General features: G+C 75.8%; 18 protein-coding genes. 12 read left to right on the top strand and 6 right to left on the bottom strand.

The annotated features are described in order from the left end of the window. The 6 genes from NH602_RS07455 to NH602_RS07430 all read left to right on the top strand — a co-directional run. On the top strand, window positions 1-902 hold a 902-nt coding region (locus tag NH602_RS07455; RefSeq protein WP_308292815.1), incomplete at its 5' end, for a lysophospholipid acyltransferase family protein. Between the two features lie 67 nt (window positions 903-969). Next, window positions 970-2,178: a cysteine desulfurase family protein gene (locus NH602_RS07450; RefSeq protein WP_253067396.1), complete on the top strand. Its 1,209-nt coding sequence runs from the start codon at window positions 970-972 to the stop codon at window positions 2,176-2,178. 3 nt (window positions 2,179-2,181) lie between these two features. After that, window positions 2,182-3,264 (top strand): tRNA 2-thiouridine(34) synthase MnmA, encoded by a 1,083-nt coding sequence (mnmA, locus tag NH602_RS07445; RefSeq protein WP_226350163.1) that lies wholly within the window; start codon window positions 2,182-2,184, stop codon window positions 3,262-3,264. A 266-nt stretch (window positions 3,265-3,530) separates the two neighbouring features. Continuing rightward, on the top strand, window positions 3,531-3,992 hold the full coding sequence (locus NH602_RS07440; protein ID WP_253067395.1) for a nitroreductase family deazaflavin-dependent oxidoreductase: 462 nt from the start codon (window positions 3,531-3,533) through the stop codon (window positions 3,990-3,992). A 101-nt stretch (window positions 3,993-4,093) separates the two neighbouring features. After that, on the top strand, window positions 4,094-4,540 hold the full coding sequence (locus NH602_RS07435) for a nitroreductase/quinone reductase family protein (RefSeq protein WP_253067394.1): 447 nt from the start codon (window positions 4,094-4,096) through the stop codon (window positions 4,538-4,540). A gap of 271 nt (window positions 4,541-4,811) precedes the next feature. Continuing rightward, entirely contained in the window at window positions 4,812-5,846 is a 1,035-nt protein-coding gene (locus NH602_RS07430) for a methionine synthase (protein WP_246353770.1), read from the top strand. A 450-nt stretch (window positions 5,847-6,296) separates the two neighbouring features. Here the strand turns inward: NH602_RS07430 and NH602_RS07425 are convergent, their stop codons facing one another. Then, window positions 6,297-7,076, bottom strand: coding sequence for an isocitrate lyase/phosphoenolpyruvate mutase family protein (locus tag NH602_RS07425; RefSeq protein WP_178376269.1), 780 nt, complete (start codon window positions 7,074-7,076; stop codon window positions 6,297-6,299). A 104-nt stretch (window positions 7,077-7,180) separates the two neighbouring features. Between NH602_RS07425 and NH602_RS07420 the strand changes: the two genes are divergently transcribed. The 6 genes from NH602_RS07420 to NH602_RS07395 all read left to right on the top strand — a co-directional run bounded on the left by NH602_RS07420 (window position 7,181) and on the right by NH602_RS07395 (window position 9,776). Continuing rightward, on the top strand, window positions 7,181-7,582 hold the full coding sequence (locus tag NH602_RS07420) for a hypothetical protein (RefSeq protein ID WP_073578452.1): 402 nt from the start codon (window positions 7,181-7,183) through the stop codon (window positions 7,580-7,582). A 46-nt stretch (window positions 7,583-7,628) separates the two neighbouring features. Then, on the top strand, window positions 7,629-7,787 hold the full coding sequence (locus NH602_RS07415) for a hypothetical protein (RefSeq protein WP_253067393.1): 159 nt from the start codon (window positions 7,629-7,631) through the stop codon (window positions 7,785-7,787). 8 nt (window positions 7,788-7,795) lie between these two features. Beyond that, complete coding sequence (locus NH602_RS07410) at window positions 7,796-8,116, top strand: hypothetical protein (RefSeq protein WP_253067392.1); 321 nt, start codon at window positions 7,796-7,798, stop codon at window positions 8,114-8,116. Next, the gene (locus NH602_RS07405; RefSeq protein WP_253067391.1) at window positions 8,116-8,775 is read left to right on the top strand and encodes an SDR family oxidoreductase; all 660 of its coding nucleotides are present in this window, start codon (window positions 8,116-8,118) and stop codon (window positions 8,773-8,775) included. Before NH602_RS07410 ends, NH602_RS07405 begins: the two co-directional genes overlap by 1 nt. Before the next feature lie 195 nt (window positions 8,776-8,970). After that, window positions 8,971-9,366 (top strand): VOC family protein, encoded by a 396-nt coding sequence (locus tag NH602_RS07400; protein ID WP_083659162.1) that lies wholly within the window; start codon window positions 8,971-8,973, stop codon window positions 9,364-9,366. Between the two features lie 95 nt (window positions 9,367-9,461). Continuing rightward, on the top strand, window positions 9,462-9,776 hold the full coding sequence (locus NH602_RS07395) for a DUF6506 family protein (RefSeq protein ID WP_253067390.1): 315 nt from the start codon (window positions 9,462-9,464) through the stop codon (window positions 9,774-9,776). Between the two features lie 139 nt (window positions 9,777-9,915). Here the strand turns inward: NH602_RS07395 and NH602_RS07390 are convergent, their stop codons facing one another. From NH602_RS07390 to NH602_RS07370, 5 genes are all read right to left on the bottom strand, one after another. Further along, on the bottom strand, window positions 9,916-10,236 hold the full coding sequence (locus tag NH602_RS07390; protein WP_253067389.1) for a transcriptional regulator: 321 nt from the start codon (window positions 10,234-10,236) through the stop codon (window positions 9,916-9,918). Continuing rightward, window positions 10,229-10,693, bottom strand: coding sequence for a hypothetical protein (locus NH602_RS07385; RefSeq protein WP_253067388.1), 465 nt, complete (start codon window positions 10,691-10,693; stop codon window positions 10,229-10,231). The genes NH602_RS07390 and NH602_RS07385 overlap by 8 nt, the downstream gene beginning before the upstream one ends. A 517-nt stretch (window positions 10,694-11,210) precedes the next feature. After that, window positions 11,211-12,065 carry a DMT family transporter gene (locus NH602_RS07380; protein WP_256494097.1) on the bottom strand — a complete coding sequence of 285 codons (855 nt, stop codon included), beginning with the start codon at window positions 12,063-12,065 and terminating at the stop codon, window positions 11,211-11,213. 34 nt (window positions 12,066-12,099) lie between these two features. Continuing rightward, window positions 12,100-13,731 carry a peptide chain release factor 3 gene (locus NH602_RS07375; protein ID WP_073578444.1) on the bottom strand — a complete coding sequence of 544 codons (1,632 nt, stop codon included), beginning with the start codon at window positions 13,729-13,731 and terminating at the stop codon, window positions 12,100-12,102. Between the two features lie 9 nt (window positions 13,732-13,740). Beyond that, window positions 13,741-14,139, bottom strand: a complete 399-nt coding sequence (locus tag NH602_RS07370) for a VOC family protein (RefSeq protein ID WP_100878547.1) — start codon at window positions 14,137-14,139, stop codon at window positions 13,741-13,743. Window positions 14,140-14,141 lie beyond the last annotated feature (2 nt).

Here is a 14,141-nt window from a genome sequence, read left to right as displayed (position 1 = left end):
CCGCCCTGCGGACCCCGGTGCACCCGCTCGTCGACCACCCCACGCACCCGCCGGCACCGCCCGCGTCGCGGCGTCCCGGCGGGCCGTGGGCGGCCTGGTCGCCGTGCACCCCGCGGGAGTGCCTGCCCCCGCGTGCGACGACAGGCACGCTGCGCCTGGCCCGCCGTACCGCGGCACTGCTGTCGGTGCTGGCGGTGGCCGTGACCGTCGTCCCGGTCGCCGCGCTGTTCGGCGCCCGCGTGCTGGACCCGGTCCTGCGGGCGCTGCACCGCGCGGTGCTCCGCGCCGCCGGGGTCCGGCTCGTCGTGCGCGGCGGGCCGCTCGCGCCCGCGGACGGGCGGGGCGCCCTGGTCGTGGCCGACCACACGTCGTGGATCGACATCCCGGCGCTCGGTGCGATCGGCCCGGTCACCATGCTCGCCAAGCGGGAGGTCCGGGACTGGCCGCTGATCGGCGCGCTCGCGGCCCGCATCGGGACCCTGTTCGTGCACCGCGAGGGCCTGTCCCGGCTCCCCGGCACCGTCGCTACCTGCGCCGACGCGCTGCGGGACGGCACGCTGGTCGGTGTCTTCCCCGAGGCGACGACCTGGTGCGGCGCGATCTCCGGGGACTACCGGCGGGCCCCGTTCCAGGCCGCGATCGACGCGGGTGCCCCGGTCCGTCCGGTCACCGTCGCGATCACCACCCCGGACGGGCGGCCGACGACGGCCGCCGCGTTCGTCGGCGAGCAGACCCTCGGCGACACCGTCGGCCGGGTGCTGCGGCTGCCCGGCCTGGTCTGCGAGGTCACCGTGGGCGAGCTCGTCGAGCCGGGCCCGCACACCGACCGGCGCGCGCTGGCCGCCCGGGCCCGCGACCGGGTCCGTCACCCGCCACCGGTCACGACCGCCACGGCCGTGTGAGACGGACGGTCGTCCACGACGGGTTCGGCACGCACCGCTGTCACGACGGGGTCTACCCTGGAGGCCGATGACGTACCTGGACCACGCGGCGACCACACCGATGCTGCCCGCCGCCGTCGCCGCCATGAGCGACGCGCTCGGCCGCACCGGCAACGCGTCGTCGCTGCACTCGTCGGGCCGCCGCGCCCGGCGCGCGGTCGAGGAGGGGCGCGAGCGGATCGCCGAGGCGGTCGGCGCGCGCCCGTCCGAGGTCGTGTTCACGACCGGCGGCACCGAGAGCGACAACCTCGCGGTCAAGGGTCTGTTCTGGGCCCGCCGGGCCGCGGACCCGCGCCGCACCCGGGTGCTGGTCTCGGCCGTCGAGCACCACGCGGTCGTCGACGCGGCGGAGTGGCTGGCCACCCACGAGGGAGCCCGGCTGCGGATGCTCGAGGTCGACGCGACCGGCCGCGTCCACCCGGAGACGCTGCGCGCCGCGCTCGCCGAGGACCCCGACGGGAACGCCCTGGTCTCGGTCATGTGGGCCAACAACGAGGTCGGCACCGTCAACCCGGTGCGCGAGCTCGCCGCCGTCGCCCACGAGTTCGGGGTGCCGTTCCACACCGACGCCGTGCAGGCCGTCGGCATCCTCGACGTCGACTTCGCCGCGAGCGGCGCCGACGCCCTCACCCTCACCGGGCACAAGCTCGGCGGCCCCTACGGCGCGGGCGCGCTGCTGCTCGGCCGCGAGGTCACCTGCACCCCGCTGCTGCACGGCGGCGGCCAGGAGCGCGACGTCCGCTCCGGCACCCTGGACGTGCCGTCGCTGGCCGGGCTGGCGACGGCCGTCGTCGAGTCGGTGGCCGCCGCGCCGCGCCGCCGCGTGCACCTGGCCGGGCTGCGCGACGAGCTGGTCCGCGTCGTGCGCACCGAGGTGCCCGACGCGGTCCTGAACGGCGACACCACCGACTCCCGGGTCGACGGCGGTCCCGGCAGGCTGCCCGGCAACGCGCACCTGTCGTTCCCCGGCTGCGAGGGCGACAGCCTGCTCATGCTGCTCGACGCCCACGGCATCGACTGCTCGACCGGCTCGGCCTGCACCGCGGGCGTCGCCCAGCCCAGCCACGTGCTGCTGGCGATGGGCGCCGACGAGTGCACCGCCCGCGGGTCGCTGCGCTTCTCCCTGGGGCACACCAGCACCTCCGCCGACGTGGCCGCGGTCGCCGGGGCCATCGGGTCGGTCGTGGAGCGCGCCCGCAACGCGAGCCGTCGCACCCCCGCGTCGGTCACGGGCTGAGCCGTGCGGGTCCTCGCTGCGATGAGCGGCGGCGTCGACTCCGCGGTGGCCGCCGCGCGGGCGGTCGCCGCCGGACACGACGTCGTCGGGGTGCACCTCGCGCTGTCGCGCACCCGGGACGCCATGCGCTCCGGATCACGGGGCTGCTGTTCCAAGGAGGACGCGGGCGACGCCGCCCGCGCCGCCGACGTCCTCGGCATCCCGTACTACGTCTGGGACCTGTCCGAGGAGTTCACCCGCGACGTCGTGGACGACTTCGTCGCCGCCTACGCGGCCGGGGAGACGCCGAACCCCTGCCTGCGCTGCAACGAGAAGATCAAGTTCGCGGCCGTGCTGGACCGGGCGCTCGCCCTCGGCTTCGACGCCGTCTGCACCGGCCACTACGCGCGGCTCGACCCGGCCGGGCCGGTACTGCGCCGCTCGGCCGACGCGGGCAAGGACCAGTCCTACGTGCTGGCGGTGCTGCGCGCCGACCAGCTGCGGCACGCGATGTTCCCGGTCGGCGACACCCCGAAGCCGGAGATCCGGGCCGAGGCCGCCCGGCTCGGGCTGCGCGTCGCCGGGAAACCCGACAGTCACGACATCTGCTTCATCCCCACCGGCGACACCCGCGGTTTCCTGGCCGACCGCCTGGGCACCACTCCCGGCGCGCTGGTCGACGCCGCCTCCGGCGAGACCCTCGGCACCCACGACGGCGTGCACGGCTTCACCGTCGGGCAGCGCAAGGGCCTCGGGATCGACCGGCCGGCCGCCGACGGCCGCCCCCGCTACGTGCTCGGCATCGAGCCGGTCAGCGGCACCGTGCGGGTCGGACCGGAGGCCGCGCTCGACGTCACCGCGATCACCGCGCGTACCCCCGTGTGGACCTCGGGCGCGGCGCCGGACGCACCGTTCGGCTGCGTCGTGCAGGTCCGCGCGCACGGCGGCACCGCACCCGCCACCGTCACCCCGCTCGACTCCGCCGTGCAGGTGGAGCTGTCCGAACCGCTGCGCGGTGTCGCCCCGGGGCAGGCCGTCGCCTTCTACCGCCCCGACGACGACGGCGACGTCGTCCTGGGGTCGGCGACGATCACCGGGACGGCCTGACCGAGATCGCCGGCCGCGTCCGCCCGGCGGCACCGACCGACCCGGGCCCGCCCGGCGGCGCCTGACCGGCCCCGGAGCACGCCCCCCCCCGCCGGCGCCGCGAGTGGCCTGGTCCGGCATCGCCTCTCCGCCGAGATGCACCCCAGCGGGCTGCGCGGAGCCGTTCGAGCCCGCTGACCTGCAACTCGGTGCAACCTGCACGCCGCACCGACCCCGACGAGAGCACTGCTCTTGCTCTTGTGCGACGGATAGTGAACACTGCTCTCATGACGAACCAGCGCTCTCGGCTCCACTACATCGCCCCCGGCCGCATCACCCGCCGGGTGATGAACCCCCTGGTCGCCGGGCTGACCCGGCTCGGCCTCCCGCTCGCCGGCTCCGCGGTGCTCGGCGTCCGCGGCCGCCGCTCCGGCGAGGTCCGCAATACGCCGGTCAACCCGCTGCGCCACGACGGCGCCCGCTACCTCGTCGCCGCGCGCGGCGAGACCCAGTGGGTGCGCAACCTGCGCGTCGCGGGGGAGGCGGAGCTGACCGTCGGCCGTCGCACCGAGCGGGTGGCCGCGACCGAGCTGACCGAGCCGGCCGCCGTCGTCCCGGTGCTGCGGGAGTACCTGCGTCGCTGGGCCTGGGAGGTCGGGACGTTCTTCGACGGTGTCGACGCGTCCTCGTCCGACGCCGAGCTCGCCGCCGTCGCCCACTGCCACCCGATCTTCGTCCTGGCCGCGTGATCCTTCTCCGCGGAGCCGGGAGCGCCCCCTCGGGCGCCGTGGGCTCCGGGAGGAGGGATCACCGGAGCGACGGACGAGGTGATCGGTGAGAGGCTGTCGCGGTGAGCGACCGTGACTACCGAGCACCCGGCATGCTGGTGCGCCGCGTCCTCAACCCGCTGGTCGGGGCCCTGGCCCAGCGCGGCATCACCCCGGGTGACACCGCCGTGCTCGCCGTCCGCGGCCGGCGCAGCGGCAGGATCCGCACCGTCCCCCTGACCCCGGTCCTGCTCGACGGGACCCGCCACCTCATCTCGCCGCGCGGTGAGACCGACTGGGTCCTCAACCTGCGCGCGGCCGGCGGGAGCGCCGAACTGCGCGGTCGTGGGGGAGCGGAGCCGGTGTCGGCCGTCGAGCTCGACGCCGCGGCGGCCGTCCCCGTGCTGCGCGCCTACGTGCGCGGACTCGGCCGGGCCGCCGGGATGCTGTTCGACGACGTCGATCCCGCCTCCACCGACGCCGAGCTCGCCGCCGCCGCACCCCGCCACCCGGTGTTCGCCCTGCGGTGACCACCAGGAGCGGAGCACCGGGCGCAGCCCACCCGCCGCCGCACTCCACTCCCGGCGACCACGCCCGCCGACGCCGGACCGGGGCCGCACGCACCCGGACGGGACGGCGGAGGACACTGGGGGTGTGACCGTCCCGGATCCCACCGACCCGCTGGCCGCCGCGCTCGCCGCCGCCGGACTCGGCGACGTGCGTCCCGGTGAGACCCTCCCGCCCCCGCCGCGCATCGAGGTCGTCGACGACGCCCCCGCCGAGCCCGCCGCGCCCCGCGCCCTGTGGCCCGCCGGCGTCGGCACCGGCGTCGGCTCGCTGCCCGGCACCGACGTCCGCGAGGCGTGTGCGCTGGTCACCGGCGAGACCCCGGAGTTCCCGGCGCTGCCCGAGCTGCCCGCCCGCGGTGTCGGCGCGGACATCGTCGGCCGCACGGCCGGGCTGCTCGTGGACCTGGCCGTCGAGGTCGTGCCGACCGGCTGGCGGGTCGCCGCCCACCCCGGGCGCGACCTGCGCCGGGCCCGCGACCTGATGTCCGGCGACCTGGACGCCTTCGACGACGCCTGCGACCGCATCCGCCCGTCCTGGGTGAAGGTCCAGGTCGCCGGCCCGTGGACGCTCGCCGCCTCGGTCGAGCTCGCCGCCGGGCACCGGGTGCTTACCGACCGCGGCGCCGTCCGCGAGTTCGCCGCCAGCCTGACCGAGGGGCTGCGCGCCCACGTCGCCGAGGTGGCGCAGCGGACCGGGGCGACGGTCGTCGTCCAGCTCGACGAGCCCGGCCTTCCCGCCGTGCTCGCCGGGTCGCTGCCGACCGCGTCCGGCTACGGCACCGTCCGCTCGATCGCCGCGCCGGACGCCCAGGACGTGCTCCGGGACCTGATCGCCGGCATCGACGCCCCGGTCGTCGTGCACTGCTGCGCGGACCGCCCGCCGATCCGACTGCTCGCCGGGACCGGTGCGGCCGCGGTCGGGATCGACGCGACCCGACCGGCGTTCGCCGGGGCCACCGCCGAGCCACGCGCTCTCGACGCGATCGGCGAGACCTGGGACAGCGGTGTCCCGCTGTTCCTCGGGCTGCTGCCCGGCACCGCGCCGGCCCGCGAACCGGCGGTCGGCGACCTCGCCCGGATCGGCTACGACCTCGCCGACCGACTGGGCTTCGACCGGCCGCGGCTGGCCCGGCTCGCCGTCCCGACGCCCGCCTGCGGGCTCGCCGGGGCGACCCCGGCCTGGGCGCACCGCGCGCTCGCCCTGTCCCGGGAGCTGGGGAAGGCCTTCGCCGACCCCGACGAGGTCCCGCCCGCCGACGAGCGCTGACCCCCACGCGCTCTGCCCCCCGGCGATACAGCGACCTCCGTGAGCTGATCCACTCGTCGCGCGGTGATCCGCTCCACGCTCGTGTCCGGACGCGCGCGCCGGGTGGATCACCGCGCGCCGGAGGGAGCACAGCGCGGCGGGGACGGACCCGCGCCGGTCAGCGCTGCCCGTCCACCTGCTCCGGGCGCACCGCGGGCACCAGCAGCCCACCCGCGACGAGCAGCCCGCCGAACACGTACAGGCTGCTCGCGGATCGACCCGGTGGCGTCGGAGGGCAGCTCGGAGCCCCCGACGCACGCACCGCCGACCAGGTGGCGATGCCCGTCGACGGGCAGTTCGCCCAGGCCGCGGCGGACCCGGCCGGGAAGTGACGACGACGCCGTCCAACGCGGGCGCGCCGGACATGTGAGACCGAGGGCCGGGCCGACGTGACGCCGGCCAGGTCGCCGCTCAGTTCAGTTTGCGGGTGCCCTCGGGCAGGCCACCGCCGGCGTAGACGTCGGTGGCGAGGTCCTCCAGCGCGGTCAGCGCGACGTTCTGGCTCCACGGGCCGTAGGAGACGCGGGCGACGCCCAGCTCCTGCGCGCGCTTCAGCGGGATCGACCCGGGGATGCCGATCAGGTTGACCCGGCGCTCGCCGAGCGCCTCGACCAGGCGTCCGACCTGGGTCTCGTCGAGCTTGCCCGGCACGAAGAAGTTCGACGCGCCGGCGTCGAGGTAGGCCTTCCCGCGCTCGATCGCGTCGGCCAGCACGGCCTCGGGGTCCTTGTCGCCCGCCTTGAGGAACGCGTCGGTGCGGGCGTTCAGCACGAAGTCCACGCCCGCGGACTCGGCCGCGGCGACGGCCGCCTCGACCGCCTTCACGGCGTCGGCGAGCGGCTTGACCTGGTCCTCCAGGTTCGCCCCGACGATGCCGACGTCGATCGCGCGGGCCACGGTGCCGCCGGGGTCGCCGTAGCCGGCCTCCAGGTCCGCGGTGACCGGCAGGTCGCCCGCGACCTTCGCGATCAACCCGACCTCGGCGATCATCAGGTCGCGCGGGATGTTCTCGCCGTCCTCGTAGCCGCGGGAGGCGGCGATGCCGTGGCTGGCGGTGGCGAGGGCCTTCGTGCCCGGCGTCTCGGCGACGACCTTCGCGGTGATCGCGTCCCAGACGTTGACGACGAGCAGCAGCTCGGACGCGGCGTGCAGCTCCTGGAGTTTCGTGGCCTTCTCGGCGGTGGAGGTCATGCGGTCACCGTAGGGCGGTTGCGGGACCGCCGCCGCGTACCCAGAACTGAGGATCTGTCGTGTCCCTGACAGCGGTGGGGCCGCCCGGCCCCGATTCTGGGGCCGTGCTCCGAGACCGGTCCGACACCCGACACCCGACCATCCCACGGGGTGGCCTCGGGTCGTCCGCGCTCGTCCTGGGAGCGCTGGGCTCGGTGTTCGTCGCCGTCGCCACCGCGCTGTCCGCGGTGTCGTCACCGACCGTCGCCGGTCTCGCCCTCGCCTCCGCCGGGGTGGTCCTGGCCATCGGCGGTCTGGTGCTCGGCACCCTGGGCGCGGTCCGCTCCTGCCCGGGCCGGTCCCGCACCGCGATCGCCGCCGCGGGACTGTCGGTGGCCGGGCTGGCCGGCGGGCTGATCTGGCTGGCCGCCTTCGTGATCCTCGCCGTCACCGGGCCGGGACCCGCCCCGCTCGACGGCACCGACACCACACCGGCCTGTGCGCCGGACGTCTGCCACATCCACTGACCTGCGGGCCGGCCGCTCGGCCCGCTCGCCGCGGGGCCTGCGCGGCATGGTCGGCACGGGGCGTCGCTCGGCGGAGATGATGGCCTCGACGCGCGAGCACGGCGCCGAGCTCGCCCTCGCCCTCGCGCCGTCGTCGGCGGCCGGCGACGTCGTGACGGGTAGCTCGTGCCGGTGCCGGGGGATGGGCGACCTGATCACGGGGTAACCGGTGGTGTGCCACCGATTCCCTGCACCGACGCCGTCGCACGGCGGCAGCCCGACGTGCACGAGCCGGGCGCCTCCGGCGAGCTCGCGACCACTGCCACCGTCGCGACGCCGACGTTCCTGCCGCAGCACGCCCACGCGCCGCGGCGCCGGGTGCCCGCCGGCGACCCGATCGCGTTCCGGCCGTGGCACGGGCTCGCCGCGCACCGCCCGACGGGACCGGTGGACCGGCTCCGCCGGCGCCCCTGCCACGAGCTCGGCGCGCGGTGCAGCGGTAGGGACACCGTCGTGGTGACCGGGATGCTGTCCGCCTCGGAACTGCCCGACTGATGGCCGCCGTGTTCGTCGTCGGCGCGGGGCCGGGCATCGGCCGCTCGGTCGCCCACCGCTTCGCCGCCGCCGGCCACCCCGTCGGGGTGCTCGCCCGCTCGTCGTCCACGGTGGACGGCCTGCTCGCCGACCTCCCCGGCGGGGCAGCCGGTGCCACCGCCGACGTCGCCGACGAGGCGGCGCTGCGCACCGCGCTCGGCGGCCTGGTCGAGCGGCTCGGGGTGCCCGAGGTCGTCGTCTACAACGCCGGGGTGATCCGTGCCGACACCGTCACCGGGCTCGACGCGGCGACGCTGCGCGACACCTGGGCGGTCAACGTCGGCGGCGCGGTGACCACTGCCGCGGCGCTGCTGCCGGCGATGGCCGACGGCGACGGCGGCAGCTACCTGATGACGGCCGGCATGCCGCACCCACTGCCGCAGCTGACGAGCCTGTCGCTGGGCAAGGCCGGGCTGCGCGCGCTGGCCGAGCTGCTCGACGCCGAGTTCGGGCCGCGAGGGGTGCGGTCGGCGACCGTGACCGTGTGCGGGCCGGTCGCGCCGGGAACCGCCTACGACCCGGACGACATCGCCGAGCACTACGCCCGGTTGCACCGGCTGCCCGCCGGGGCGTGGCCGGTGGACGTGCGCCACGGCGACCCGGCCGACGCGGCGGGCTGACCCCCTCCCTGCCCTGTGGCGTCCTGCTCGGTCGCACCCCGCCCGCCGTACCCCGCCGCGTCGGGTGGCGGGCGCGCCGCGTCGGTTCGGGAGCTGGTGGGGCGCGGCCCGCAGAACGGTCGTGCACGATTGATCATCGGGTGGAACGGGAACCCAGGACATGCACGTCCCGCCATGCGATCCGGAGGTCGTCCCGTGCCCGAGTTCCCCGCCATCCACCACCTCGCACTCTCGGTCACCGACCTGGAGGTCAGCGAGGCCTGGTATTCGAAGCTGATCGGCTCCGAGCCGGCGATGACGTTGTCCGACGGGCCGTTCCACCGCCGCGTGTTCGCGCTGCCCTCGGGCCAGCTGCTGGGCCTGACCCGGCACGACTCCGTCGACACCGGTGACGCGTTCGCCCCGGACCGGCCGGGCATGGACCACGTCGGGTTCGGCGTCGCGGACCGGGCGGAGATCGAGCTGTGGCGCGACCACCTGGACTCGGTCGGGATCGCCCACGACGGGATCGTCGAGGCCGACTACGGCCTGGCGCTGTCGTTCAAGGACCCCGACGGCAACGCGCTGGAGTTCTTCGTCCTGGCCTCCTGACCTGGCCGGCCGGACCGCAGCGCGGCCCGCGGCGGGGCCGGGTGTGCCCGGACCGGGCTTGACCCGGAGCGGGGTTCAGTTCCGACGATGGGTCCATGACCACCGAACCGGCCCGCTGGGCCTACCTGGTCGAGCACCCCGGCGCCGACCCCGACCGTGATTGCCTCGTGCTCGAGTCCGGTGGGCAGTGCTCGATGGTCGTCGTCGTCGCCGCCGTCGCGTCGATCGCGGACGCGCCCGCCGTCGCCGCCGGCCTGGTCCGCGACGAGCGGGTCACCCTGGTCGAGCTGTGCGGCGGCTTCGGGAGCGGCGACGTCGCCGCCGTCGGGCACGTCGTGTTCGGCGCCGACCAGATCCCGGCCGCCGCCTACGCGACCGCCGCCGGTTCCGTCACGGGCCGGCCCCGATGAGTCGCAGCGCGGGGAGCGGGAGACCCTGCTCCCCGCGCGGTGCAGAAGCGTCGACGCCCGACGCCGTCGGGTGTCGCCCGGAGCGGGGGCCGTGTCCCACCGGCCGACGGTCGCGGTTCCTTCTACCCGGCGCGGCGCGTCACCCGGATCCGGACCCGTCGGCGCCACCGGCGATGTCGCGCAACGCGCCGACGTGGACCTCGACCTGCCGTCGCCCGTCCGGGCTGAGCCGCAGCCACGTCCGGCGCGCGGGCCCGTGCGGCTCCCGCCGCGAGGTCACCACGCCGGCGTCGGACAGGGCCTTGACCTGCTTCGACAGCGCGGAGTCGCTCAGTCCGACCCTGTCGCGGACGAACGCGAACTCGACCTCGCCTGCGGCGAGGAGTGTCGCGACCACACGCAGGCGGGTCGGGTCCAGGAGCAGCGGGACCAGTCGGGTGTCGGGAGAGTCCTCAGGCATCGCGACCGGCGCGTGGCAGGATCCGGGTGACGAGGACGCTCCCGAGCGGGCGTGACACGCCGAGGAGGATCCCGGCGGCGGTGTTCGGGCGGCGCAGCCGGCTGCGTCGTAGGAGGGCGACGGCCACCCGCTCGGCCGCGAACCAGCCGATGGAGGCTCCGAACAACGCCGCGGCCCTGCCCGGGGCGGGTCCGTCAGCGGCCGCATAGACGACGACCGGAGTGGAACGCACGTCGGCGAGTGAGACGCCGAGCACGCCGGCGAGGGCGACCGCGGTGACGACCCGCTGACCGCGTCGCGGCAGGTGGTCCTTCGCAGCGAAGTCGAGCACGGTGAGCGCGGCGGTGGCGATCAGGACCGCGGGCCGAGAGCGCCGGTCTGCGGTGTCCACGGCCCGTCGTGCCGCCTCGATCTCCTGAAGCGCCTCGGTCGCTCGTCGTGCGTCCGGAGTGTCCATCCGAGCCCCCATCGGTGTCGTCGGGGTCGAGCGTGCCAGCTAGTTGCCGCTCAGGCAAGTAGTTCCGATGCGAGATGGTTCGGGTCCTCCGGCGGTGTGGTGGGCGATGGCGCGGCGGGAGGCTGCGCGCAGGTGGCCCGGGTCGCGCACCCTGCCGTGCCTCGGAGGTGTGTCGCCGCGATCGCCGGTACGTGACCGACGGGTCGGTGGTGGCCAGGCGGATGTCCTCGGCTGCCCGGTCCATCACAGGCCCGGCGGTAGATCGTCTTCCGCCGGTCCGCGAGTCCGCGACGCGTGCTCGCCGGCCTCAGCCGCGCGCTCATGCTGTCCCCGGCCGCGACGCCCCACCGGCTCGACCACGCGCAGCCTCGACCCGGAGAACCTCCGCAGCATCCTGGCCCGCCTCACCGACCCCGGCCGCGAGCTCGTCGACCGGGCCGTCGCCGACCACGTCGACGACGAGCGGCGGATCCTCGGCCCGCTCGGCCCGGACGACCGCACTCTCCTCGACGGGTTGCTACGACGCCTGCTCGCCGGTGTCGAGGACCCCTGACCGCTCCCCGGATCCCGCGCTCGCCCGCGCCAGCGCGACCGTCGCCACCACGAGCACGACCACCAGCACCGCGACGAGCAGCCACCCCGCCCCGCCGGTGGCCAGCCGCTCGTCGAGCACGGTCACCCCGACGACCGCCGCGACCACCGGTTCCCCGACGACCACCGCCGGCAGCGAGGCCCCGAGCGCGCCGGCCTGGAACGCGGTCTGCTGCAGCAGCGTGCCCCCGACGACGGCGACCGCGAGCGCCCAGGTCTCCCACGACGTCAGCAGCGCGACGAGCCCGTCGGACAGCGTGTCGACCACGCCGAGGGTGAGCGCGGCGACGACGCCGTAGGCGATCCCGGTCGCCGCGGCGAGCAGCAGCGCCCGGGCGGTGCCGGTCGCGCTCCGGGCCGCGACGAGGCACGCGGCGAACAGCACGAGCAGCACCGACCCGGTCGGCGCCCAGGCCGCGAGGCCCGTCCGGTCGACCCCGGCGGTCGGCTCGCCGACGGTCACGAACAGCACCAGCGCCACCACCAGCACCGCGGCCCAGACCAGCCCCCGGCGCGACGGGCGCCGCCCGGCCCACCACGCGGCCAGCGGCAGCGCGAACACCAGCTGGGTCACGATGAGCGGCTGCACCAGCAGCAGCGACCCGAACCCGAGCGCAACGGCCTGCATCGCGAACGCCACCGTGTCACCCAGCGAGCCGGCGAGCCAACGCGGGTCGCGGACCAGCCGGGCGAGCATCGCCGTGCCGCGGTCGTGCGGGTCCGCCGCCGCCGAGGTCTGCTGGGCGACGGCGGCGAGCGCGAACAGCAGCGCCGCGAGCAGCGCGGCCCCGACCGCGGCGACGGTGCTCAGCGGATCAGGAGATCGACGACCCGGCGGGCATGGCCTCGAACCGCATGTCGGGGAACTTGCGCTGGATGATGTCCATCCGCCACTTGTTGGTGAACAGCGCGAGGTGCTCGCCGTCCGAGGCGCGTCGCAGGACCTCGCACTCGGACTGCCCGGCCAGCGCCTCGACCGCCTCGGGGTCGACCAGGCGCGCGATCTGGTACGGCAGCCGGTCGAGGGTGACCGGGGCGTTGAACTCGGTCTCCAGCCGCGTGGTGACGACGTCGAACTGCAGCGGCCCGACCGCGGCGAGCACCGGCGCCTGGTCGCCGCGCAGGTCCGAGCGCAGGATCTGGATGACCGCCTCGTTGCCGAGCTGCTCGATCCCCTTGCGGAACTGCTTGTACTTGCCTGCGTCCTTCGCACGGATCACCGCGAAGTGCTCCGGGGCGAACGCCGGGATCGACGGGAACTCGACCGGGTCGGCGGCGTAGAGGGTGTCGCCGGGGCGCAGGGCGGTGGCGTTGACCAGGCCGACGATGTCGCCGGGGAAGGCCTCCTCGACGGTCTTGCGCTCGGCGCCGAACACCGACTGCGCGTACTTGGTGGCGAACGGCTTGCCGGTCGCGGCGTGGGTGAGCACCATGCCGCGCTCGAACCGGCCCGAGCAGATCCGCAGGAACGCCATCCGGTCGCGGTGCGCCTTGTCCATGCCGGCCTGGACCTTGAAGATCAGTCCGGAGGTGGGCGCCTCGAGCGGGCGGTCGTCGCCCTTCACGTCCGGGCGGGGGGCGGGCGGCGGGGCCAGGTCGACCAGCGAGTCGAGCAGCCGGGCGACGCCGATGTTCGACAGCGCCGACCCGAACAGCACCGGGGTGGCCTTGCCGGAGCGGAAGCCCTCCTCGTCGAACCCGGCGCCGATCTCGTCGAGCAGGCCCAGCTCGTCCTGCGCGTTCTGCCAGTACTCCGGCTCCTGCGCGGCGATCGTCTCGGCGTCGACGACGTGCGCGGTGGCCTTGGTCGCGCCGCCCGCGGCGCGGGTGAACGCGGTGTACTCGCCGGTGGTGCGCTCGATGAGCCCCTTGAACTGCCCGGCGATGCCCAGCGGCCAGGTCAGCGGCATCGGGCGCAGGCCGATGGTCTGCTCGACCTCGTCGAGCAGCTCCAGGGCCTCGCGGCCGGGCCGGTCCCACTTGTTGACGAAGGTGACGATCGGGACACCGCGCGAGCGGCAGACGTCGAAGAGCTTGAGGGTCTGCGGCTCGAGGCCCTTCGCGGCGTCGAGCAGCATCACCGCGGCGTCGACGGCGGCGAGCACCCGGTAGGTGTCCTCGGAGAAGTCGCCGTGGCCGGGGGTGTCGAGCAGGTTGATCACACAGTCGCGGTAGGCGAACTGCAGCACCGCCGAGGACACCGAGATGCCGCGGGCGCGCTCCATCTCCATCCAGTCCGAGGTGACGCCCTTGCGGCCGGACTTGCCGTGCACCGCACCCGCGGAGTCGATGACCTCCGCGTGCAGCGCCAGCGCCTCGGTGAGGGTCGACTTGCCCGCGTCGGGGTGGGAGATCACCGCGAACGTGCGCCGGCGGGCGGTCTCGCCGACGACGCGTGCGTCGGTGGCGGATCCGGGCTGCCGGGCGTCGCTCTCGGTGGTGCTCACACCCGCATTCTAGGCGCCGCCACCGACAGCCTCCGAGGACGGCGCCCGGCTCAGGTCGACCACGCAGAACACGTTGCCGTCGGGGTCGGCGAGGACGACGAAGTCGGGCTCGGCGGGGTAGCCGTCCCAGTCGGGCAGGGTCGCCCCCAGCGATCCGAGCCGCGCGACCTCGGCCTCCTGCTCGTCGGTGGTGTCGACCAGGAGGTCCAGGTGCAGGCGGGGCCTGGGCTCGGGTGGGGAGGCACTGTGCATCAGGCCGAGTACCCGGTCGCCGCCGGGGCCGGTCAGGGTGCGCCAGGAGGGGCTCGCCCACTCCTCGGAGACCTGCAGGTGCAGCGCAGCGGCCCAGAACGCGGCGGCCCGGTCGAGATCGGCGACGCCGACGACCGGGAACCCCAGCCGCAGCACGG

It is taken from the genome of Pseudonocardia sp. McavD-2-B, from assembly GCF_024124365.1.
Lineage (GTDB): Bacteria > Actinomycetota > Actinomycetes > Mycobacteriales > Pseudonocardiaceae > Pseudonocardia > Pseudonocardia alni.
Note: the sequence above shows the minus strand (reverse complement) of the source record. Positions and strands in the feature narration are given on the sequence as shown.

Excerpts from the sequence above, each read along its gene's own strand:
- NH602_RS07415 (WP_253067393.1), top strand. The coding sequence starts at position 7,629 with ATGGTCGGCACGGGGCGTCGCTCGGCGGAGATGATGGCCTCGACGCGC.
- NH602_RS07450 (WP_253067396.1), top strand. The coding sequence starts at position 970 with ATGACGTACCTGGACCACGCGGCGACCACACCGATGCTGCCCGCCGCC.
- NH602_RS07405 (WP_253067391.1), top strand. The coding sequence starts at position 8,116 with ATGGCCGCCGTGTTCGTCGTCGGCGCGGGGCCGGGCATCGGCCGCTCG.
- NH602_RS07395 (WP_253067390.1), top strand. The coding sequence starts at position 9,462 with ATGACCACCGAACCGGCCCGCTGGGCCTACCTGGTCGAGCACCCCGGC.
- NH602_RS07425 (WP_178376269.1), bottom strand. The coding sequence starts at position 7,076 with ATGACCTCCACCGCCGAGAAGGCCACGAAACTCCAGGAGCTGCACGCC.
- NH602_RS07390 (WP_253067389.1), bottom strand. The coding sequence starts at position 10,236 with ATGCCTGAGGACTCTCCCGACACCCGACTGGTCCCGCTGCTCCTGGAC.
- NH602_RS07385 (WP_253067388.1), bottom strand. The coding sequence starts at position 10,693 with ATGGACACTCCGGACGCACGACGAGCGACCGAGGCGCTTCAGGAGATC.
- NH602_RS07440 (WP_253067395.1), top strand. The coding sequence starts at position 3,531 with ATGACGAACCAGCGCTCTCGGCTCCACTACATCGCCCCCGGCCGCATC.